A 23799-nucleotide genomic window follows, 5' to 3' on the forward strand; every position below is an offset into this window, starting at 1 on the left:
CCTAAAATCAAAATACAGAAAGCCATGAAAGGAATTTTCTTATCAATACTATTGTTTTTATCAACGTTAAGCATACAAGGTGCTGAGTCAAATAAAGAATACACATTATGGTACAATCGCCCGGCATACAATCGTGGGGGAAACTTTAGCCAAATCGCAGCAAGAGGATTTCCTTATGATGAAGATTGGGAGAAATGGTCACTTCCCATTGGGAATGGTGCTATGGGAGTCTGCATCTTCGGACGAACTGATGTAGAACGTATCCAATTAGCAGAGAAAACAATGGGTAACAAGGGTGCCTATGGTATGGGAGGATTCACTAACTTCGCAGAAATCTACCTGGATATTCATCATAACTATGCACAAGATTACAAGCGCGCACTACGCTTAAATGATGCAATTTCCACTGTAAACTACAAACATGAGGAAATAGAATATGACAGAGAATACTTTGCCAGCTATCCTGCCAATATAATTGCTGTAAAATTAAAAGCCAGTCAACCGGGTAAGGTGTCATTTACACTTCGCCCGGTCTTACCGTACCTGCATTCGTTTAATGATGAACAAACCGGACGTAGCGGACAAGCACATGCCGAAAAAGATCTCATAACATTGAAAGGAGAAATCCAATACTTCCATTTACCTTACGAAGGGCAAATAAAAGTAGTGAATTATGGGGGAACACTCTCCTGTTCAAACAAGGGTGAGAACAACAGCACTATAGATATAAGCAAAGCCGACAGCGTAATACTATACATATCCGCTGCTACTTCTTACCAACTAAAAGACAGTGTCTTTCTTTTACCAAATGCAGAAAAATTCAAAGGTAATACCCATCCGCATAAACAAGTTTCTGAATGTATAGGGAGAGCTGTAGAGAAGGGGTATGAAGTCCTGCGCAAAGAACACATTGCTGACTATCAACAACTTTTCAATAGAGTTAATTTCCAATTGACAGAAGATATCCCCTCTATCCCTACTGACAAGTTACTATACCAGTACCGCAACGGAAAACGCGATGCATACTTGGAAGAACTCTTTTTCCAATATGGACGCTATTTGTTGATAGCTTCTTCACGCCAAGGCTCTCTTCCCCCCAACTTGCAAGGTGCCTGGAACCAATATGAGTTCGCTCCCTGGTCCGGAGGATACTGGCACAATGTAAATGTACAAATGAACTATTGGCCGGTATTCAATACAAATCTGACTGAACTCTTTATCCCATATGCTGACTATAATGAAGCATTCCGCAAAGCTGCAACTCAAAAAGCTGTTGATTATATCACTCAGAACAATCCGGAGGCACTAAACCCGATAGCCGAAGAAAATGGCTGGACAATCGGTACCGGAGCTACGGCATTTGCCATAGAAGGTCCTGGAGGACATTCTGGCCCGGGAACAGGAGGTTTCACAACCAAACTGTTCTGGGATTACTATGATTTCACCCGTGATAAACAACTACTGAAAGATCATGTCTATCCGGCACTTATGGGCATGGCCAAATTCCTGTCCAAAACATTGAAACCCCAACCTGACGGAACATTACTGGTAGATCCGTCTTTTTCACCGGAACAGGTTCACCAGCAGGTTTATTATCGATCTAAAGGATGCATATTCGACCAAAGTATGATTCTGGAGACATATCGTGACTTATTGCATGCTGCCGAGATTCTGAAAGATAAAGATCCGTTCCTGAAAACGGTAAAAGAACAAATCGGGAAATTAGATGCTATATTGATTGGTGAATCCGGCCAAATAAAAGAATTCCGTGAGGAAAATAAATATGGAGAAATCGGACAATACCAGCACCGGCATATATCCCAGCTATGTGCTATGTACCCCGGAACTATTATTAATGCCGACACCCCGGAATGGTTAGAAGCCGCCAAAGTAACTCTGAAAGAGCGAGGCGACAAATCAACAGGATGGGCCATGGCCCACAGGCAAAACCTATGGGCACGAGCAAAGAACGGCAACCGTGCCTATAAATTATACCAAGACATCCTGACTTACGGAACTTTAGAAAACTTATGGGGTTCTCATCCTCCTTTTCAAATAGATGCCAATTTCGGAGCAACTGCCGGAATAGCAGAAATGCTATTACAAAGCCATGAGGGATATATTGAACCCTTACCTGCCATCCCGGATAATTGGGATAAAGGAAGCTTCAGCGGACTAATGGCACGTGGAAACTTTCAAGTCTCAGCCACATGGGAGAACGGTGCAATCCAGAGTATCCGGATTCTATCTAATAAAGGAGAGCTTTGCCGGATAAAATACTGCAAAGCAGCAAGTGCACAAGTGACCGACAAGTATAACAAACCAATTAAAATCAAACTTTCCGGTAATGATATCTTTGAATTCAATACCCGAAAAGGAGAAATATATGAAATCATTTTCTAACACTTCAATCATTTATCATTAACAGTATTATGAAAAAACTACATTTAATCGCTTTTACTATCCTGTCTCTGTTTTCATTCCCGATGCAGGCACAAAAACTTTTGCCTGCCGAACAAGAGATAGGGCTACAGTACGGTGCAGACCGTTTAGGAAAGCGATATGACGCAGCTATGCAAAAGTTCCGTGAAAACCGACTGGGAGCATTTATTCATTGGGGATTGTACGCCATTCCCGGAGGAGAATGGAACGGTCAGGTATATAACGGGGCTGCCGAATGGCTCAAGTCGTGGGCTAAAGTCCCCGCTGAAGAATGGCTACAACTTATGAAACAATGGAATCCACAGAACTTCGATGCAAAGAAGTGGGCTAAAATGGCGAAAGACATGGGAGTGAAATACGTCAAAATTACGACTAAACACCACGAAGGTTTCTGCCTATGGCCAAGTAAGTTTACAGAATACACCGTAACTAATACCCCATACAAAAAGGATATTCTGGGAGAATTAGTAAAAGCCTACAACGAAGTGGGTATCGATGTACATTTCTACTTTTCCGTTATGGACTGGAGTCACCCGGACTGGCGTTACAGTATCAAAAACCAAGAAGACGAGATCGCCTTTCAGCGCTTCCTGGCATTCACCGACAACCAGCTAAAAGAACTCGCCACCCGCTATCCCACTGTCAAAGATTTCTGGTTCGACGGAACCTGGGATGAAAGTATCAAGAAGAACGGTTGGTGGACCGCACATGCAGAACGTATGTTGAAAGAACTCATCCCTGGCGTTACAGTCAACAGCCGACTACGTGCCGATGATTACGGCAAAAGGCACTTTGACAGCAACGGACATCTTATGGGAGATTACGAATCAGCTTATGAACGTCGCCTCCCCGATCCTATAAAGGACCTGCAAGTGACCAAATGGGATTGGGAAGCGTGTATGACTCTTCCTGAAAACCAATGGGGCTATCACAAGGACTGGTCTTTGAGCTATGTAAAGAATCCAGTCGAAGTGCTGGAAAGAATCGTCCATGCTGTATCCATGGGTGGAAATATGGTAGTAAATTTCGGTCCACAAGCTGACGGAGATTTTCGTACCGAAGAAAAAGAGATTGCAAAAGCCATAGGTAAATGGATGCAGAAAAATGGGGAATGCATATACGCCTGTGATTATGCAGGTTGGGAAAAACAGGACTGGGGATATTATACACATAAAAAGAATAGCGTTTATATGATAGTATTCAATCGTCCTTATTCCAAGCAACTCACAGTAAAAGTTCCGAAAGAAACCCAAATTATCAATGCCGTATTGCTGAACGGAGAAAAAATGAAAGTTACAGAGACTGCCCGCAATGAATATAACGTGGGAGTACCTAAACAGGATTTCCAGGAGCCTTTCGTCATAAAACTGGAAATAAAATCCTCTAAAACATCTACTAATAAATATCAAGAAGCACTTACTTAAAAAAAGAAATATGAAGCGTTTAATTATTTATTCCATTTTGTCTATAGTAGCGATTTACTCATATGGACAAAACAGTTTCAACAAAACTGATATCAAATCTATCATGAAAAGTGTTGCTGATTGGCAAATAGCCAATCCGGCAAAGGGGAATGAACATGATGATTTGAACTGGACATATGCCGCATTGTACATGGGCATGATAGATTGGGCCGAGTTAACCGAAAAAGAAGACAAAGACAGTTCCTACTATGAATGGTTGATGAAAATAGGCCGCCGTAACGCCTGGCAGGTAGGAAAATACATGTATCATGCAGATCATATAGCTGTGGGACAGGTATTCCTGGATATGTACCAGAAATATTACGACCGGAATATGTGGCTTCCTACACTGGCACGTACAGAATTTGTGATCAATCATCCGTCAGCCAGTACACTGGAACTGGATTACAGGAATATGGCAAGCCTGGAACGTTGGTCATGGTGCGATGCTTTATTCATGGCACCTCCTGTCTATGCTAAAATGTATATGCTGACCGATGATTGGAAGTACATCGAATTCATGAACCGGGAATATAAAGCTACCTACGACTATTTGTTTGATAAAGAAGAAAAATTATTCTACAGAGACCACCGTTATTTCAATCAAAAAGAAGCTAACGGCACAAAAGTATTCTGGGGTCGTGGAAACGGTTGGGTACTGGGAGGTCTTTGCGAAATCTTACAGACTTTACCTCGAAATAATATGCACCGCCAGTTCTATCAGGATTTATTTATTACCTTGTCCGACCGTATCATCCAGTTACAAGGAAAAGATGGATATTGGCATGCCAGTTTACTGGACCCGGACTCATATCCTTCACCCGAAACAAGTGCCACCGGCTTTATCGTATATGCCTTAGCTTATGGTGTAAATGAAGGATTATTAGATAAAGCAACCTTTATGCCTGCCATAGAAAAAGGATGGAAAGCCTTGGTAAAAGCTGTAGAAAAGAATGGAAAGCTGGGCTATGTACAGCCCATCGGCGCCGATCCAAAGAAAGTGACCCGCGAAATGACCGAGGTTTATGGTGTAGGTGCATTCCTGTTAGCAGGCAACCAAATCTACAAAATGGCCAAGTAAAATAGAGAATGATCATAACATAAAAATAGTAACTTGAAAAACAATATGAAAAATAAAATCCACCTTATAATTTTGCTTTTTATAAGCAGTATTATATCGGTAAAAGCAAGCGTAGCCACAAATAGCAATCTTCCGGACAACGAGGATGAATTTGAAGTACTGATGCAGAAAATCAGGCTCGACTTTGCTAAAAATCCCTCTATTGATGAAGCCTTAAAGAAATACAACGAAACTGACGGTTCATTCACAGATGTAGATTATAGTAGTATTCAGCGTACAAAATGGCCTCCTCTGGAACACGTCGACCGTCTGTACGATTTTGCCTTTGCTTATACAAATTCTAAAAATAAATATTATAAGGATGAAAGCCTCTTCACTAAAATAGAGAAAGGCTTGGAATACTGGCATGAACGTAATCCCTGGTGTCATAACTGGTGGTATAACCAAATAGCAGAACCTCAACGTTTGGGAGTACTACTCATACAACTGCGTATAGGTGAAAAGCACCTGAATACGGAATTGGAAAACAAAATATTGGAAAGAATCAAAACTGACGGAGGCGATCCTGCCGAGTGGACTGGCGCCAATCGTACGGACATTGCCCTGCACTGGATATATCGTGCATGCCTTTCCAAAAATGAAACTGACCTGAAAGTGGCACTCGAGAATGTCTACAATCCTATTGTATATACTACAAAAGAAGGATTTCAACACGACAACAGCTATTTTCAACATGGCAGACAACTTTATATTGGCGGATATGGGGATGAAATCCTGAAAGGGGTTACCCAAATAGCGATGTATACCAAAGGTACCCAGTATGCAATTCCACAAGACAAGTTAGCATTGCTCAGCAAATTCATGCGCGAAACCTATTATGCTACCATACGGGGGCAATATATGCTATTCGATGTACTCGGGAGAGGTGTAAGCCGCCCCGGCGTCACAAAGAAGATACATACAGCTTTATTCGCCAAACGTATGATTGAATTAGATCCGGATCATGCCAATGAATTTAAGGATATTATCGCCCGTCTGGATGGAAAGCAACCGGCCAACCATGCACTCACGTCTAAGCATACTCACTACTTCAGGGGAGATTATACTCTCCATATACGTCCCACATACGCTTTCGACGTTCGCATGGCATCTACCCGCACTGCACGTTGCGAATATGGAAACGGAGAAAACCTGAAGACTTACTTTATGTCCGACGGATGTACCAACATTGTAGTCGACGGAGATGAATATGCCGAAATCTTTCCTGTCTGGAACTGGGCACGCATTCCCGGTACAACGGCTCCACAACTTGATGAAATTCCCATGGCAGCCAGTGACTGGCAAACTCCCGGAACTTCGACTTTTGCCGGAGGTGTATCAGACAGTTTATACGGAGCATCTGTTTATTCATATACAGATTCCTATGCTGAAATCAATACAAGCGCACACAAAGCATGGTTCTTTTTCGACAATGAAGTCGTATGCCTGGGTGCGGGGATACATTCCACATCACAACATCCCGTATTTACAACAATCAATCAATGCCTGTCTTCTACAGAGAATCCCATAATCTGCCAGAAAGGAAAGCTCTCTGATATCCAAGATGGTACTACCGAGTACACCTCTCCCGAATGGATTCTACACAACAAGATAGGATACATATTGCCAAAGGGGCAACAAGTCTTTGTAGCCAATCAACAACAAGAAGGGAACTGGTACGATATTAACCATACCACTTCCAAAGATATCATCCGAAAAAAGATATTCACACTTGGAGTTAATCATGGTATTACACCTGAGCAGGCCACTTATGCTTATATCGTTGTACCTGGTATCCGGACAGCTGAAAACATGAAGAGTTACCTGCAAAAAAATAATATTGAGATTCTGGCTAATACAGAAAATGTGCAGGTAGTCAGAAATAAGAAAACAGACATCTGGCAGATGATTTTTTATAATGCAGGAGAGTTTACCCACAAAGACATGACAGTAAAGGTAGACAAAGGCTGTGCTCTAATCATCAAAAAGATTGATAAAGATAAAATAAAACTTCATATTGCTGATCCTGCACAGACACAGTCCAACATAACTGTAAAGATTGATGCTCCCAAACGATCAGGAACTATTAATTGCGACTTCAGCAATAGCGATATATATGCCGGAAGAACCCAAACTTTCGATATCCGGCTTAAATAATCAGACCTTATAAAAGTTAACTGACACAATCCCTCAAAAAGAAGTCTCGACCCTGATTGAATCTTTCATCAGGTCGATACTTCTCTATTTCACTTCGTAAACCGGATACAAAAAGGCAGTAACTTCACAGCTACTGCCCTGTTTTTGAAAGAGGAGTTTCCCTTTCTATTAATTACCAAAAAGAATTCAAATTATTTAAGGCGATACAATAACCAAGAACTTTGGAAATCCTTACGGTTTGAGTATTTAGCCTTGAAAGCATCACGTGCATCGGCAGCAGAAGCTCTATCATTAAAAGTACTAACAATTACACGATACATAGCTGCATCTGAATTAAAAGCAACAACAGCATTGTAACCTTCCTTATCCAAGAAGTTTTTCAGGTTTTCAGCATTAGCTTTCACACCAAAACTACCACAAACCACACTGTAATCTTTCAAACCACCTACGCCAGATACTACTTCTACTTTTTCCTGACGTACACCTGCAGTTGCAACCGGAGTGCTTTCCACTACTCTTGCTTCTACCGGAGCAGTAACTGTCGGAGCTACTTCCACTGGTTCAGCAGTCTGAGGTTCTGCCAGTTCCTGTTGTTTTGCCTTTTCATATGCTTTTTTATAAGCGCTTTCACTTGATTTGCAAGAAGAGAATGCCAATGCAATACACAATCCCATTCCTAAAATTGCTAATTTTTTCATAATCATATCATTTTTGTTAATAAATTCTATATCAATATCTTAACTATATTCAATATTTACGGAATATAGATCGTACTCCTTCATGCTCCAAACGGAGGGATGAGGAACTGAGTTCCTCTATCGTGAAGGTCCGTTCTCCATTTTCCCACCCCATATAGAATGCATAACTTTCGTACTCTACACTTTCAGGCAGCAAAATAATAGAAATTTTATCTCCTTTCAAAGAATAATTCCCAAAAAACGTTTGATAACTACCATTTTTCAATAAACAAATGGCAGAAAAACTACCTTTCTGAAAATTATAGAAGATACTATCTTGCCGTTTTATGGAACCATCAGCATATTGATACTGCCTTAACTGCCATTTATTATCTAAATCGCCGTCAACATTACTACAAGCTGCCAGTACAAGCATTACCAACCCGATAATCAGAAATATCTTTCTTTTTCGTATCTTCATGTAGCTAATATTCCGAATAATAGGACAAATGTACGCGGAACAATCAATCTGAACGTTACTCTTATAGTTAAATTAAACTAATCGCACTTTTTTTCCTACGATAGAAACCAGTCCGAACCGTGTCAGCCCCGCACCAAGTACATACCAAGTCCGTACCATCTCCGTGTCTATAGAACCGAATTTGCTACAGAGTTGGTACGGACTTGACACGGAGTTGGTCCCTTTCGAAACTGGATAAGAAAAAATAAATGAAAAAAATATATTCAAAAAAAGAAGCTACGTGAACAACTATTCAAAGAAAAATGTTAGTTTTGTAGTATTAACCTCTTTAAAATTGAAAGGAGAACATTATGAAAGGATTAAATGTACTTGTAGCTTTTCTGGGCGGTGCAGCAATAGGTGCAGCCGTCGGTATTTTATTTGCTCCCGAAAAAGGAGAAGACACTCGTCACAAAATTGCAGAAATCCTCCGTAAAAAGGGAATTCGCCTGAACCGTAGCGAAATGGAAAATCTGGTAGACGAGATTGCAGCAGAAATTAAAGGCGAAGCAGCCGAATAAAACAAAATCTACAAAAAAACAGAGCCACTATGATGTTTGCAGACGATAGAAGTATTGACAACCTCCAGCAGTTATTCATTGAGTTTAAGAAATATCTGAACCTACAAAAAGAATATACTAAACTGGAAATAACTGAGAAACTCTCAATCCTGCTTTCTGCCCTGATATTATTATCAGTGGTTATTATTTTAGGCATGGTGGCACTGTTTTATTTGTCGTTTGCGCTGGCTTATATTTTAGATCCACTCGTAGGCGGACTCATGGTAAGCTTCAGCATCATCGCCTGTTTCCATCTTCTACTGGTTTTATTAGTAATTACCTTCCGCAAAAAACTCATCATCAACCCGATGGTGAATTTTATTGCCGGATTGTTTTTTGATAATGATAATGAAAAATGATACCATCATGAATAATATGCCTGATACTTCTTCCATGACTCTGGAAAGTATTGCATTACAGAAAAAAGAATTACGGAAGAAAATACATGCACAGAAAGAAATCATGACGGATACGGCAAGAGAATTATTTGCTCCGCTTGCACCCGCCGCTGATAAAGGTAATGCTATCATGCGTGCCTTTAATACAGGCATGGCTGTTTTCGACGGATTGATGCTAGGAGTAAAACTAATGAGAAAAGCCAGGAGGATGTTCTCTGCCAAAAGATAAACAGATATTAAAACAAAAAAGCTGCACTTTACAAAGTGCAGCTTTTTTGTTTTAATTCAATTCTAAGATTACAGATACGTTTCAAGCAACTTCACGCCACCTTCTTCCGGAACAATTGTCACTTCCTGTACAACAGCAGGCAGTAACACCGTTTCACCTGCACGAACAGCAATTTCATTCTGGCTGTCGTCTGTGATGTGGCATGCACCTTCTACACAAATGAAAATCACAAATGAATCCAATTCAGAATAGTCACACGTAATTTCCTCCGTCATATCATAGATGGAAGTAGTGAAGTAAGGACTGGCAACCAATTCTACCGGTTCGTTCTTCAAGTGATCGTATTCAGTACGGAAATCATCTTGTACATCGGAAAAATTAATGGCTTCGATAGCCTGAGTAGTGTGTAACTCACGAGATTTACCTTCTGCGTCTTTCCGGTTATAATCGAAAATACGATAAGTGATATCCGAAGTCTGCTGAATTTCAGCCACGAAAGCACCGGCACCAATACCATGTACACGACCGGCAGGCACATAGAATACATCCCCTGGTTTTACATCACACGTTTGCAGCACTTCAGCAAAAGTTCCATTATAAACTCTTTCCTTGTATTCTTTCGGAGTTATCTGCTCAGAAAAACCGGAAATTAACTTTGCCCCCTTATCTGCAGACACCACATACCACATTTCATTCTTACCAAAAGAATTATGGCGTTTTCTAGCCAGTTCATCTCCCGGATGTACCTGAATAGACAAGTCCAATCTGGCATCTATGAACTTTATTAACAAGGGAAACTTTGTGCCAAAACGAGAATAATTCACTTCACCGACAAGTTCATGACGGTATTTTCCCACCATCTCCGGGAGTGTAAGGCCTTTGTCAGGGCCATTGGCAACAACAGACTCATTGTCTTCTACAGCTGAGATTTCCCAGCTTTCGCCTACTCCGGATAGCGTTTCATTCAATTGCTTAAAAGCAATAATCTTGTCGCCTCCCCAAAGCGTCTGCTTCAGAATAGGCTCAAATTTCAAAGGATACATTCGTAGTTTTTGTTAGAGCTTTAAATAAAAATGTTACATTTTTTTAAATTAACGCGACAAACTTACAAAAAATATCAATTCGCCTCGTAAATGTTAAACGCTAAACTTTCCTAAAATGTTCTTCACATTTCAAGATAAACCCTTGGGAGTACGGAAGAATTTCTTTTTATTTGCAAGAAATTTAATTTTATACCATGGATATGATAAACACCGTGTCAACGGAAAGTAACTTGTCTGGTTTGAACAAGGAAGACTTTCAAAAAGATATAAATAACAAGAAGACTGATTTATTTATTCTTAAAAATGCTCAGGGAATGGAAGTTGCAGTAACTAACTACGGATGCGCTATCCTTTCCATTATGGTCCCCGACAAAAACGGGAAGTATGCTAACGTAATTCTGGGACATGACAGTATAGACCATGTAGTCAACAGCCCCGAACCTTTCCTCAACACTACTATTGGACGCTACGGAAACCGTATAGCCAAAGGAAAATTCACTCTTTATGGTGAAGAGCACAATCTGACAATCAACAATGGACCGAATTCTCTACATGGTGGACCTACAGGTTTCCACGCCAGAGTGTGGGATGCAGTCCAACCGGATCCGACGACTGTTGTATTCAACTATACATCCGCAGATGGCGAAGAGGGTTTTCCCGGTAATCTGGAAGTAGAAATGACCTATCGTCTGGAAGATGAAACCAATGCACTGGTTATTGAATACCGAGCTACCACAGACAAGGCAACTGTTGTCAACCTCACCAACCACGGCTTCTTCAATCTGGCAGGTATTGCCAATCCCACCCCTACGGTTCTGAACCACACCATAACTATCAACGCTGATCATTATATTCCCATTGACGAAGTGTCCATTCCGACAGGAGAAATCCTGAAGGTAGAAGGTACTCCTATGGATTTCCGCACACCGCACACAATAGGTGAGCGTATTGATGACAAATTCCAGCAATTAGTGAATGGTGCAGGTTATGACCATTGCTATGTACTGAATAAAACTGAGAGTGGCGAATTGAGCCTTGCCGCTACTTATACAGAACCGGAGAGCGGACGTACCATGGAGGTATACACCACAGAAAACGGTGTGCAACTCTACACAGGAAACTGGCTGGGCGGCTTTACCGGCGCACATGGAGCTACTTTCCCTGCACGAAGTGCCGTTTGCTTTGAAGCACAATGTTTCCCCGATACTCCTAACAAACCACATTTCCCGTCGGCAGTATTGCTTCCGGGCGACGAATACCAACAAGTAACTATTTACAAGTTCGGTGTACAAGAATGAATATAACTAACCTAATTTTATAAACTAATAATTTATTAAAAACCATGACACAACAAAAACAGAACGGTAATCTTGTCGCTATCATTACCATGTTCTTTATTTTTGCGATGATTTCCTTTGTTACGAACCTTGCTGCGCCATTCGGTACAATATGGAGAAATGAGTATGCAGGTTCTAACACTTTAGGTATGATGGGAAATATGATGAACTTCCTGGCATATCTGTTTATGGGAATTCCTGCCGGTAACATGCTCGTTAAGATCGGTTACAAAAAGACTGCATTGATTGCAATGGCAGTGGGATTCCTCGGTTTGTTCACACAATACCTTTCCAGTTTATTCGGAGCAAATGTCGAAGTATTCGCCTTTGGTGAATATGTCATCAAGTTAAACTTCGTCATCTATCTGCTGGGTGCATTCATCTGCGGTTTCTGCGTTTGTATGCTTAACACAGTGGTGAACCCGATGCTGAACCTTCTTGGTGGTGGCGGTAACAAAGGTAACCAGTTGATTCAAACAGGCGGAGCTCTTAATTCTCTGTCCGGTACATTGACTCCTCTTTTCGTTGGTGCTTTGATTGGTACGGTAACTTCCAAGACAGCCATGTCCGATGTTGCTCCTCTCCTCTTCGTTGCCATGGGTGTTTTCGTAGCTGCATTTATCATCATCTCTTTTGTTGCTATCCCCGAACCACACCTTCAGAAAGGTGGAGCTAAGAAAGAAAAATTCTCTCACAGTCCATGGAGCTTCCGCCACACTGTACTGGGTGTAGTTGGTATCTTCATTTATGTAGGTATCGAAATCGGTATCCCAGGTACACTGAACTTCTATCTTGCCGATGCAAGTGATAAGGGTGCCGGAATTCTGACGAACGGTGCCGCTATCGGTGGTGCTATTGCTGCCATTTACTGGTTGTTAATGCTTGTAGGACGTACTGCAAGTAGCGCCATCAGTGGTAAAGTTTCCAGCCGTACACAGTTAATCGTTGTATCTGCTACCGCTATTGTTTTTGTATTGATTGCTATCTTCACTCCGAAAGATGTAACAGTTTCAATGCCCGGTTACACTGTAGGTGAAGGATTTATGATGGCACAAGTACCTGTCAGCGCATTGTTCCTTGTACTTTGTGGTCTTTGTACTTCTGTAATGTGGGGTGGTATCTTCAACCTTGCAGTAGAAGGATTAGGAAAATATACAGCACAAGCATCCGGTATCTTTATGATGATGGTTGTTGGCGGTGGTGTATTGCCTTTGATCCAACAAAGCATCTCTGACTCTGTAGGTTATATGGCCAGCTACTGGTTGATTATCGCAGCTCTTGCTTATCTGCTGTTCTACGGCTTGGTAGGTTGCAAAAATGTAAATAAAGATATCCCAGTAGAGGATTAACGCAATTAAAAGGTATAGGTAATTAATTTATTCACTCATAAATTTGAAAAGATTATGGATATAGAACACGTAAGAAGCCGTTTCATCAAGCATTTTGACGGAACAACAGGAGCAGTTTATGCTTCTCCGGGACGCATCAACCTCATTGGTGAGCATACAGACTATAACGGTGGTTTTGTATTCCCCGGAGCAATCGATAAAGGCATGATTGCTGAAATTAAACCGAATGGCACAGACATTGTAAAAGCTTATTCCATCGATCTGAAGGATTATGTGGAATTCGGTTTGAAAGAAGAAGACGCTCCCCGTGCAAGCTGGGCAAGATATATCTTCGGCGTATGTCGTGAGATGATTAAGCGTGGCGTTGATGTAAAGGGCTTCAATACAGCTTTCTCCGGTGATGTGCCTTTGGGTGCAGGTATGTCTTCCTCTGCCGCTTTGGAAAGTACATATGCGTATGCATTAAATGATCTGTTCGGTGACAACAAGATAGACAAGTTTGAACTAGCTAAAGTAGGTCAGGCAACTGAGCATAACTATTGCGGTGTAAACTGTGGTATTATGGACCAGTTCGCTTCCGTATTTGGCAAGCAAGGCAGCCTTATCCGTCTGGACTGCCGTTCACTGGAGTATCAATACTTCCCATTCGATCCGAAAGGCTATCGTTTGGTATTGGTAGACTCTGTAGTTAAACACGAATTGGCTTCTTCTGCATACAACAAGCGTCGTCAGAGTTGCGAAGCTGCCGTTGCTGCTATCCAGAAAAAACATCCGCACGTAGAATTCCTGCGCGACTGTACAATGGAGATGTTGGAAGAGTCAAAAGCTGAAATCAGCGAAGAAGACTTCATGCGTGCAGAGTATGTAATCGAAGAAATCCAACGCGTACTCGATGTTTGTGATGCTTTGGAAAAAGGTGATTACGAAACGGTAGGTCAGAAAATGTATGAGACACATCATGGTATGAGCAAACTTTACGAAGTTAGCTGCGAAGAACTCGACTTCCTGAATGATCTTGCATTCGACTGTGGTGTAACAGGTTCACGCGTTATGGGCGGTGGCTTCGGTGGTTGTACTATCAACCTGGTGAAAGAGGAGTTGTATGATACATTCATCCAGAATGCCAAGGATAAGTTTAAAGAAAAATTCGGTAGAAGCCCTAAAGTTTATGATGTAGTCATCAGCGATGGTGCTCGCAGATTAGTTTAAAAACATCCAACTCAATTTAAAAGGGCGTCTTCCCATCACGGGGAGACGCCCTTCTCTTTTCAGCCTTTTCAAATAAACTAATCAACTAATCTAACCTTCAGTATATTCTAATATCTAAACCTATTGCACTCCTTCTGTTGTCATCTGAATCCGCTTCATGGTTCCATCTTCATTGTAATACAAACGATCTATGCATACAGAACGTCTATAGCTTCCACCTGTCGGATTAATACCTCCATTGTGATAAATAAAGTACCAGTCACCTTTAAACTCAATAATCGCCTGATGGTTGGTATTGGAATTACCAGCTATTTCATTCAGGATACCTTTATATTCCCAAGGCCCTGTGATACTCCGGCTCATTGCATAGCAAATCTTCTCGGGAAATTCAGACGCATAAGAGAGATAATACCAATCACCACGTTTATGTATCCAAGGAGCCTCCGTAAAACGAGGTATATCCACATGAACAATCGGACCATCCAACTCAATCATATTATTTTTCAGTTTGGCATAATAGCACTGAGTATTTCCCCAATACAGGTACGCCTGCCCGTCATCATCAATAAAGATTGTCGGATCAATGTCATCCCAGTAGATTTTAGTACGTTCCACCGTCATATTATTGGTAATCAGAGCAGAACCACGTGCATCGACAAAAGGACCTAACGGAGAATCTGAAACAGCCACGCCGATAGACTTTCCGGGAATATCCTTATGCTCCACGGTAACATACCAATAGAATTTACCATCACGTTCGATAACCTGACTTGCCCATGCTTCTCCTTTTGCCCAAGAGAAATCCTTAGCTTTCAAAGGTACAGGATGTTCCGTCCATGTCTTCATGTCGGATGAAGAAAAGACACACCATTCATTCAGGAGATAATGTTCAGCAGGTGGAGGACATTCATCGTGTCCGGCATAAATATACACTCTGCCGTCATATACCATCGCACCCGGATCAGCCGTATATTTATACTTGACAATCGGATTTCCTTTCGCTACAAAAGTGGTGTCTTTTTGTGCTGATAGCCCTTGTGAGGCTACCAGTACAAAAGAAACAACCAAAAATCTAACCTTATCTAACCTTACTTTATTCATTAATTTCATCCTTTCTTAAAAATGTAGACAGCAAATGTATTGGGTTCGAGCTCTACCTCCAGTACCTGTCCGTCAATAGAAACCGGAATTTCCTGGGGCTGAATAGCAGATGGCTGTTCAATCGTATTATCTTTATTGGAATCAGTTGAACGAAGCTTTATACAACGACCGTCAGACAATACATCTTGCTTCTTCAATCCTTCAAACTTCAATGATAAGGGCTGAGCTTTATCGGAAGTATTGGCCACTTTCACTATAATCTCTTTTTTATCCTTATCATAAACAGCACTTGCAAACAAGCCATTCTGTCCCTCAGTACCTGCTACAGGCTTTTTATCCATAGTAAGGGAAAGTACGTTGGTGCCTTTATGGTGCCCGTAGAGTTGCTGAACATAGTAACTTACAGTACGTACCGAGTTCAGATTATCAAACCAGATCATATCTGGACGCCATTGCCATCCTTCTACATGAGCAAACAGAGGAGCATAAGTAGCCATGTGTACAATATCGGCATTACGTTCCAATCCCGTCATAAAAGCAGCTTCAAGCAAGGCAGCATTGAAATGGTTCCACTTCTTACCTTTACCATGACAAGCATATTCACCGGCGAATACTTTCGGACCTTTACGGTCATAGTTATCATAACGTGTTCCCTGATTCAGGAACCAGTTCTCAGGACGATAGAAATGTTCATCCACCAGATCCACTTTCAAACGCTTCATTTCCGGCCACAAATATTCAAACTGCTTTCCTTCAGAATCAGGCCCCGAACTTCCGATAATCTTGATATCGGGATAAGCTTTACGGATAGCTTTAATAAATGGTTCGAGATGTTCAGGATATTCCGGTCCCCATTGTTCGTTACCAATACCAATGAACTTCAGGTTGAACGGTGCAGGGTGTCCCATATCTGCACGAAGTTTTCCCCACTTTGTTGTCACATCACCATTGGCAAATTCAATCAGATCAAGAGCATCCTGCACATAGCTATCCAAATCGCAAACAGCCACATGTGCCTCTGCATCAGAATTCTGGAACTGGCAAGACAGACCACAACTCAACACAGGAAGCGGCTCTGCTCCTATTTCCTCCGAAAGCTGGAAGAATTCAAAGAATCCCAATCCGTAGCTTTGGAAATAATCGGGATAGAAACGATGCGGGAAAGTATATTCCCAACGGTTCTCATTCAACGGGCGGTTCTCTACCGGACCTACAGACTTCTTCCAGTCATAGCGTGTAGCTAAATCTGTCCCTTCTACAATACATCCACCGGGAAAGCGGAACACACCCGGCTTGATATCAGCCAAAGCTTGCGCAAGGTCTTTACGCAAACCATTCTCATGTCCCTTCCAGGTATCGACCGGGAAAAGAGAGACATGCTCCAAATCAACCGTACCCTTTGATGCCAGGAAAATACGAAGAGTCGCCTTCGGATCAGTTACACCCGGCTTTAGGATAACCTGATACTTTTTCCATTCTTTCGAATCAACCGTCAATGTCTCAGTAGCAAAAGCATGGTGCTCACCCATAGATTTAGTATCTACAAGTTCAATACGGATTTTTTCGGATGTTCCGCCTTGGGGCAAACGTGCCCAAACAGAGAAGCGATACTCCTCTCCTGCTTTTACACCGATACCGAAGAAACCTTCATTATCCAATCCCGTATGCTTATGCGGATGGCCCGGGTCAGCCAAACGGACATAGTGCGGATTCCTTTCAAAAGGACCGTCATCTTGAAGCGTTACATTACCAAAGGTTTTCCATCCCATCAGATGTTGTGGGAACTCAAACGAACGGTTCTTCACTAACTCGGCATAAAGTCCGCCGTCAGCGGCATAGTTGATATCCTCAAAGAACAACCCATACATAGTAGACTGAATCTCTGCGCCCAGTTTCTTGGTTTGTATCACAAACTCATTGGTTTGTGCCTGAAGCGCCATACCTGCGGTAAGGGTCAGCGCCGCTAATAATCCAGTGTATCTTTTCATGGTTTCAAAATAAAAATTATAATTGGTTATTTAGTTCTTTTTCCCCATACGGAGCGCCCACGGCTATCCAGCCCTGTAAAGAGGACAGTTTCCGTTTCATTCTCCCAGTCGTGCCCTGCAAACACAATCAGGTTCCTCACCACTTCTCCATTGAGTGTCAGTTGTAAGGATTGGTCTTCTTTGGCAAAATCCCAGGTTCCTTGATCTTCTCCTAACTTTCCATCTTTCTCCAGATATAAGAGGTGGGACATGTTCCATTCTTCATCTTGCAGTTCACCTTCACCCCACAATATCTGTCCGGCTTCCAGTTTGCGTTCATACAGAGGTTCCTGTACACGGATAATTTCCCACTCGCCCACTAAATCTGCCGCAGAGAACTCCCGGGGATTACTACCAGCATAACGTTCAGGCGATACGACAGGCCATCCGTCTTTAGTAAAAAAGACTTGTCGCACATGGAGATCCATCATCTGGTTTTGCGGTGACAAGCGTCCCTGATGAGCCATGAAATATTGTCCGTCATCTGAAGTGAATACAGCACAATGCGCTGTGCCCGCCCAACCCGGATGGCTCTTGAAACGGTAAGGAGCTGTCAGGATAGGAAAGTTATTCGTCGTATCTTTCAGCTCTTTTCCGAAGTAATCAATGAACGGTCCTTCCGCTTTGTCTGAACGTCCTACACGTACATTGTAGGTTGTCATTAACGGATCGTATGATACAAACAGATAGTATTCTTTCAAATCCGGATTATAGATAATTTCCGGAGCTTCCAGATTATCCTTTTTATAATTGGCGCGACGGGCTACCAGATGCCCCCTGTCACCATCCAGCATAGGAAGACCGGTTTCCGGATTCAGTTCCACACAATACAGACCACCGAAGAATGAACCGTAATGCATCCACCACTTACCATTTGAAGGATCTACAGTAATAGTGGGATCAATAGCATTCATGGCTGTCGTATCATCTGTCTTAGCAGCACACCCGGCCAACGTCCAAGGACCTTCGGGCGAATCTGATTCTGCCAATCCGATATAGGAAGTCTTTCGTCCAAACGCTGAAACACAGTAATACAATCTATACTTATTATTATAAGGAATGATATAAGGTGCCCAGATATTTGTCGCCCCATGCCCTCCTGCATGAGAGCGTACCCACTCTACCGCTTCCTGCGGAATCTCGGGCAATGCCCAACCCAGAAATTCCCAATTCACCAGATCTTTGGAACGGCGCATCTGAATAAAGCCCAAAGGCACACCCTTTTCTTTTGCTTCTTTACGATTTTCCCGGAAGATAGCATCCGTGGAATACATATAGTAATAATCGCCTATCTTATGGCAAGACGGGTCATGCACGTTGTAGGTTCCCCATAATTGGTAATTCTCCATGGAAGATAATGGAGAGTAATCATCTGCCCACGGATTAGGTGAATCAATAGGGGCAAAAACAGAAGAGGTGCAACCAGCAAACAGGCTGCCCATCAGCAGTACAGCTACGTGTAGTAAGTTTCTCATAATATCAGCAAATAATAAATTCTGTTGCAAAAATACGCCCTGCTGAATACCGGAAGGTGGACAAATGGATATTTAAGGTGGACAATCCAACAATTCTGATTAAAAGAACACACTAAATTTTAAAATAACCGGATAATCTCCTAACTTTGTTTTAATAATACGAAACAATATGAAAGCCCACTCCTTTATATACCTTATTATATATAGTTGTTTTATAATGTCCGTATCCTTACAGGCACAAGAACATTTTGCAGATCGATACAACGTTTCTTATATCACCATGGATGACGGATTACCTCACAATTTCATCGATGACATTTATAAAGACACCCGTGGCTTTCTGTGGATATCCACTGCCGGAGGCGGACTGTCACGTTATGATGGCTATGAATTCATTCATTTCAATCCCAACACTCCTCACAGCAAGCTCAAGAGTAATTTTATCCACAATGTATATGAAGACAGATTCCACCGTCTTTGGATCGTATCCGAAGGAGGCACAGATATTATCGATTTATCTACTCTACAATCTGTAATACCCAATGACCCTAAAGGACTTTTACCCCGGTTTATAAATCACCCCACCTATATCGTCATTCTTGATTCGCAAGGTTGCATCTGGTTGCAATGCGACAATGCACTTCACCGGATAACTTTCGATGCCGAAGGTGGCATAGATACATTATCCACATTAGATTTACCTGAGCAGGATGAACCGGACCTTATATTAAAAGATATCGACGAAGATGGCAAGATATGGACCGGTATCAATGGTACTATCTATAAAATAACCCCGACACCACAGGGACAGTTAGAAAAAAGTTCTATATCAGAGCAACTGACTTTTTGGCCTGGCATATATTTCAAGGACATGATAGCCAAAGAAAATGAAGTCTGGATAGCTACACACATAGGATTGTTCCGTTACAACAAAAGCAACAATACAAGAAAACTGTATGAGAATAATCAGAATGACCCTCATTCTTTATCGCAAAACTATCTGACCAATCTTGCCATCACCGATGATAAACAGTTGATTGCAGGAACTTTACGCGGAGCCAACATCTACAATCCTATCACTGATAACTTCGAACGCCTTACTCATAGTTCAACCAGTAACAGCCTATTGAACAGCAACTTTATTAATTGTATAAGAGTAGACGGGCAACACATTTGGTTCGGCACTGAAAGTGGTGGAATCAATAAACTGACTCCGAAACGCTTGGTGATACACAATTACCAACATGATAAAGAAAATCCCGCAAGCTTGTCCGACAACCCAGTAAATGTCATTTATGAAGATAAAGAAGGCAGTTTGTGGGTAGGCACAGTAGAGGGAGGACTGAATCTGAAAAAACAAGGAACCGAGCAGTTTATCCATTACAGATGGGAACGTGGTGAGATAAGCCATAACTCAGTCAGCAGTCTGGTCAACGACAACCAAGGCCGGCTATGGGTAGGTACCTGGGGTGGCGGAATCAACATAATGAATCCTAAAGCACCGAATCGTCCCCTCCAAGTGATATATACCCACCCGGAAACAGGATTTCCATTATTCTTCATAGCAGTACTCGTTTATGACCCTACCAATAATGGAATGTGGATAGGCGCCAATCGAGGACTCTTTTTCTATGATATGGCAACTCAAAAGTTCATTTCCCCTTTTGCTAACCGTATGGCAGAAAACATCCGCGGTTGTCTCGGCGCCATTATCGACAAAGAAAATAAGCTGTGGGTAGGTTCTACGGAAGGAGTCTACATCATAGATCTTAATACCCGATCTCCCCAGTCAAAGGAAGGAGAATTCCAGCATCGTCACTTAAACTATAAGCTCGATAATCCCCAATCGGGACTGATAGAGAAAATCAGTTGCTTTTGCGAAGCTAAAGATGGTACATTATGGCTGGGCAGTAATGGATATGGCATATATAAACGGATAATTGATAAGCAAGGCAAAGAAAAATTCATATCTTATAATACGGACCAAGGTTTAATCAACAACAATGTACGAAGTCTGGAAGAAGATATCAATGGAAGTATCTGGATAGGAACTAATAACGGACTTTCCTGCTTCCACCCAAACGAGAACCGTTTCACCAATTACACCAAACAGGATGGCTTTCCGGATGCACAATTCTATTGGAATGCCTCATACCGTTCTTCGGACGGTACACTCTATTTCGGCAGCGTAGCAGGACTGACAGCCATCGATAGCAATCTGCCTGTTGTTACTGTTCAACCTGCCAACATACGCTTCACGCGGTTGAGAATCGGAAATGAAAATATCCTGCCCGGCAATAAATATCTCCCCAAAGACATTGCCGTAACTCAAGAAATAAAACTCCATGAGAAAGAGAAGTCCTTCTCGTTGGAATTCTCCGCCTTGAATTTTGAACCGGATAATACAGCCACTTATAGCTACCGCCTACTTGGTTTTGAAGACAAATGGATACAGGCACCCGGAAACAGACGGTTTGCAAGCTACACCAACTTGCGTCCGGGTAGCTATACCCTACAAGTGAAATATACACCTGATGGAGGAGACGGGACAGAGAACATGGCAGAGCTAAAAATCACCATCCTACCCTATTTCTATAAAACAACTTGGTTCATATTGCTTCTTGTAGTTTTGGCACTACTTGCCACTTGGCAAACTTACCAATGGCGCATACGAAACTTCAAACGCCAGAGGGAGTTATTGCACCGCACTGTAGAAGAACGCACCTACCAACTGGAACAACAAAAACAATTATTAGAGAACCAGACGGAAGAACTCTCCCGACAGAACAGGATGCTGACACTGCAAAACGAGAAAATCACCCGGCAAAAAGTACAATTGAGCCGTATGGCACGCAAAGTACAAGAATTGGCATTAGACAAGATAGCTTTCTTCACTAACATAACGCATGAATTCCGGACACCGATAACTTTAATTATCGGCCCTATCGAGCGTGCACTAAAACTAAGTTATAATCCGCAGGTAATAGAACAGTTAAACTTCGTGGAACGTAACTCCAAATATCTGCTATCCCTTGTCAACCAACTGATGGATTTCCGGAAAATAGAATCCGGTAAGCTTAATATCGTTGCGACAAAAGGTGACTTTGTGAGTTTTATACATTCATTGCTTACTCCTTTTGAAGTATTTGCCGGAGAACGGAATATTTCAATAAAACACTATTTCCACATGAAAAGTTCCGAAATCTTCTTTGATGAAGAAGCGATGCACAAGGTTATTACCAATCTGCTAAGCAATGCCATTAAATTTACACCGGATGGCGGAAGCATATCCATATATATAGCCACCCTTCCGGCTAAAGACGATAAAGAAGAAAAACTTTATCTCTGCGTCAGTGACACGGGAACAGGTATTCAAGAGCCAGACACCGAACAAATATTCAACCGTTTCTATCAATCCAAGAAGCAAGCGAAATATCCTGTATACGGCCAAACGGGTACAGGAATCGGGTTATATCTTTGCAAACGCATCGTGAAGATGCACGATGGAGAAATCTGCGTTCGTAATAACCATACTATCGGCTGCTCCTTCCGCATCCTACTCCCACTTCCAAAAGAAGAAAACATAAGCGACCAACTGATCGTTGATAACAATATACCACCAGCAGCAACAACGGAAAAGAATGAATTACCCAAAGAACGGCTGGCCCTGACCATTCTTGTAGTGGAAGATAATGCAGACATGAGAGGATACATCCGTTCCATTCTCCGTGATTATTATAATGTACTCGAAGCTACCAACGGGGCAGAAGCCCTTGATGTATTGAACAACCAGTCGGTAGATTTTATCATCAGCGACCTGATGATGCCCGTAATGGATGGTATAGAGCTATCGCGCCGGGTCAAAGAAGCATTTGCCATCTCACATATCCCCTTCCTGATGCTGACCGCAAAGACCTCACCAGAAACCCGACTGGAAAGTTACCGCACGGGCGTAGACGAATATCTGCTAAAACCTTTCGATGAAACTCTGTTACTGACCCGTATCGAAAACATCCTAGATAATCGCAGACGCTACCAACGGAAGTTCAAGACGAACATGGATGTGGAAGCACTGAATATAGAGGAGGAATCCGGTGACAAGAAATTCATCAACCAAGTGATGGAAGCCATAAAAGAACACTATAAAAACCCTTACTTTGAAGTAAGTGATTTCAGTGAGGCCGTTGGAGTCAGCAAAAGTCTGCTGAATAAAAAGCTTCAAAGCCTCATCGGGCAATCTGCGGGACAATTCATACGTAACTACAGATTAAACACCGCCCGGGAACTACTCCTCAAAAACCGGGAAACAAAACAGATGAATATTGCTGAAATAGCGTATGAAGTAGGCTTTAATGACCCCAAGTATTTCGCCCGCTGTTTCAGCAAGCAGTTTAATACGACACCAAGCGCATTGCTGAATGAAGAAGAGTAAGGTCGGCGGATTACAAATCCGCCGGAACGGGACAAAGATATTGACACTATTAGAATAAAAACATATATAACCCTTGTTGTCAAACATACCATTATCCCATTGAGAAGTACCTGTGAGCATGATTAAAAAGGGTGTAGCCTTAAGGTCGGGATGGCTACACCCTTTCCCCTATATGGCTACACCCTTTGGTGGTTAGGGCTACACCCTTTTGGCGTCTTCCTTACCTACGTTTTCTCCTGTTTTCTTTTTATTTACAGTAC

The 23799-nt window shown here is 42.0% G+C and carries 17 protein-coding genes; 11 read left to right on the plus strand and 6 right to left on the minus strand.

The window, feature by feature from the left end:
* Positions 1–24 precede the first annotated feature (24 nt).
* Genes BACINT_RS12915 through BACINT_RS12930 form a run of 4 tightly spaced genes read left to right on the plus strand, consistent with a single transcriptional unit; the run spans position 25 to position 7182 of the window.
* Positions 25–2403 (plus strand): glycoside hydrolase family 95 protein, encoded by a 2379-nt coding sequence (locus tag BACINT_RS12915; protein ID WP_007663822.1) that lies wholly within the window; start codon positions 25–27, stop codon positions 2401–2403.
* A 29-nt stretch (positions 2404–2432) separates the two neighbouring features.
* Positions 2433–3866 carry an alpha-L-fucosidase gene (locus BACINT_RS12920; RefSeq protein WP_007663823.1) on the plus strand — a complete coding sequence of 478 codons (1434 nt, stop codon included), beginning with the start codon at positions 2433–2435 and terminating at the stop codon, positions 3864–3866.
* Between the two features lie 10 nt (positions 3867–3876).
* A complete protein-coding gene (locus BACINT_RS12925; RefSeq protein WP_007663825.1) occupies positions 3877–4986 on the plus strand; it encodes a glycoside hydrolase family 88/105 protein in 1110 nt (369 codons plus the stop codon).
* 45 nt (positions 4987–5031) lie between these two features.
* Complete coding sequence (locus tag BACINT_RS12930) at positions 5032–7182, plus strand: polysaccharide lyase 8 family protein (protein WP_007663827.1); 2151 nt, start codon at positions 5032–5034, stop codon at positions 7180–7182.
* Between the two features lie 191 nt (positions 7183–7373).
* Here BACINT_RS12930 and BACINT_RS12935 read toward each other — a convergent pair whose 3' ends face one another.
* Both BACINT_RS12935 and BACINT_RS12940 read right to left on the minus strand, forming a co-directional pair.
* The gene (locus BACINT_RS12935; RefSeq protein ID WP_021967826.1) at positions 7374–7880 is read right to left on the minus strand and encodes an SPOR domain-containing protein; all 507 of its coding nucleotides are present in this window, start codon (positions 7878–7880) and stop codon (positions 7374–7376) included.
* A 49-nt stretch (positions 7881–7929) separates the two neighbouring features.
* On the minus strand, positions 7930–8340 hold the full coding sequence (locus BACINT_RS12940; protein WP_007663830.1) for a lipocalin-like domain-containing protein: 411 nt from the start codon (positions 8338–8340) through the stop codon (positions 7930–7932).
* Positions 8341–8690: 350 nt separating this feature from the next.
* Here BACINT_RS12940 and BACINT_RS12945 point away from each other — a divergent pair, with 350 nt between their 5' ends.
* From BACINT_RS12945 to BACINT_RS12955, 3 genes are read left to right on the plus strand one after another with little or no spacing between them, the layout of a single operon-like run.
* Complete coding sequence (locus BACINT_RS12945) at positions 8691–8900, plus strand: YtxH domain-containing protein (protein WP_007663832.1); 210 nt, start codon at positions 8691–8693, stop codon at positions 8898–8900.
* 32 nt (positions 8901–8932) lie between these two features.
* The gene (locus BACINT_RS12950) at positions 8933–9298 is read left to right on the plus strand and encodes a phage holin family protein (RefSeq protein WP_044155033.1); all 366 of its coding nucleotides are present in this window, start codon (positions 8933–8935) and stop codon (positions 9296–9298) included.
* Entirely contained in the window at positions 9282–9566 is a 285-nt protein-coding gene (locus BACINT_RS12955; RefSeq protein WP_007663834.1) for a hypothetical protein, read from the plus strand. Before BACINT_RS12950 ends, BACINT_RS12955 begins: the two co-directional genes overlap by 17 nt.
* A gap of 68 nt (positions 9567–9634) precedes the next feature.
* Here the strand turns inward: BACINT_RS12955 and BACINT_RS12960 are convergent, their stop codons facing one another.
* The gene (locus BACINT_RS12960; protein ID WP_007663835.1) at positions 9635–10609 is read right to left on the minus strand and encodes a type I phosphomannose isomerase catalytic subunit; all 975 of its coding nucleotides are present in this window, start codon (positions 10607–10609) and stop codon (positions 9635–9637) included.
* Positions 10610–10809: 200 nt separating this feature from the next.
* Between BACINT_RS12960 and BACINT_RS12965 the strand changes: the two genes are divergently transcribed.
* From BACINT_RS12965 to galK, 3 genes are read left to right on the plus strand one after another with little or no spacing between them, the layout of a single operon-like run.
* Complete coding sequence (locus BACINT_RS12965; RefSeq protein WP_044155238.1) at positions 10810–11907, plus strand: aldose epimerase family protein; 1098 nt, start codon at positions 10810–10812, stop codon at positions 11905–11907.
* Between the two features lie 44 nt (positions 11908–11951).
* Entirely contained in the window at positions 11952–13295 is a 1344-nt protein-coding gene (locus BACINT_RS12970; protein ID WP_007663838.1) for an MFS transporter, read from the plus strand.
* 54 nt (positions 13296–13349) lie between these two features.
* Positions 13350–14504, plus strand: coding sequence for a galactokinase (gene galK, locus BACINT_RS12975; protein ID WP_007663840.1), 1155 nt, complete (start codon positions 13350–13352; stop codon positions 14502–14504).
* A 120-nt stretch (positions 14505–14624) separates the two neighbouring features.
* Here galK and BACINT_RS12980 read toward each other — a convergent pair whose 3' ends face one another.
* From BACINT_RS12980 to BACINT_RS12990, 3 genes are read right to left on the minus strand one after another with little or no spacing between them, the layout of a single operon-like run.
* Positions 14625–15605, minus strand: coding sequence for a glycoside hydrolase family 43 protein (locus BACINT_RS12980; protein ID WP_044155239.1), 981 nt, complete (start codon positions 15603–15605; stop codon positions 14625–14627).
* Positions 15606–15610: 5 nt separating this feature from the next.
* Positions 15611–17593, minus strand: coding sequence for an alpha-L-arabinofuranosidase C-terminal domain-containing protein (locus BACINT_RS12985; RefSeq protein ID WP_007663844.1), 1983 nt, complete (start codon positions 17591–17593; stop codon positions 15611–15613).
* Between the two features lie 26 nt (positions 17594–17619).
* On the minus strand, positions 17620–19107 hold the full coding sequence (locus tag BACINT_RS12990) for an arabinan endo-1,5-alpha-L-arabinosidase (protein WP_007663846.1): 1488 nt from the start codon (positions 19105–19107) through the stop codon (positions 17620–17622).
* Between the two features lie 169 nt (positions 19108–19276).
* On the opposite strand from BACINT_RS12990, the gene BACINT_RS12995 reads away from it, so the two are divergent.
* Positions 19277–23539, plus strand: a complete 4263-nt coding sequence (locus BACINT_RS12995) for a hybrid sensor histidine kinase/response regulator transcription factor (RefSeq protein ID WP_044155035.1) — start codon at positions 19277–19279, stop codon at positions 23537–23539.
* Positions 23540–23799: the final 260 nt, after the last annotated feature.

This window comes from Bacteroides intestinalis DSM 17393 (genome assembly GCF_000172175.1).
GTDB classification, from domain to species: Bacteria; Bacteroidota; Bacteroidia; order Bacteroidales; family Bacteroidaceae; genus Bacteroides; species Bacteroides intestinalis.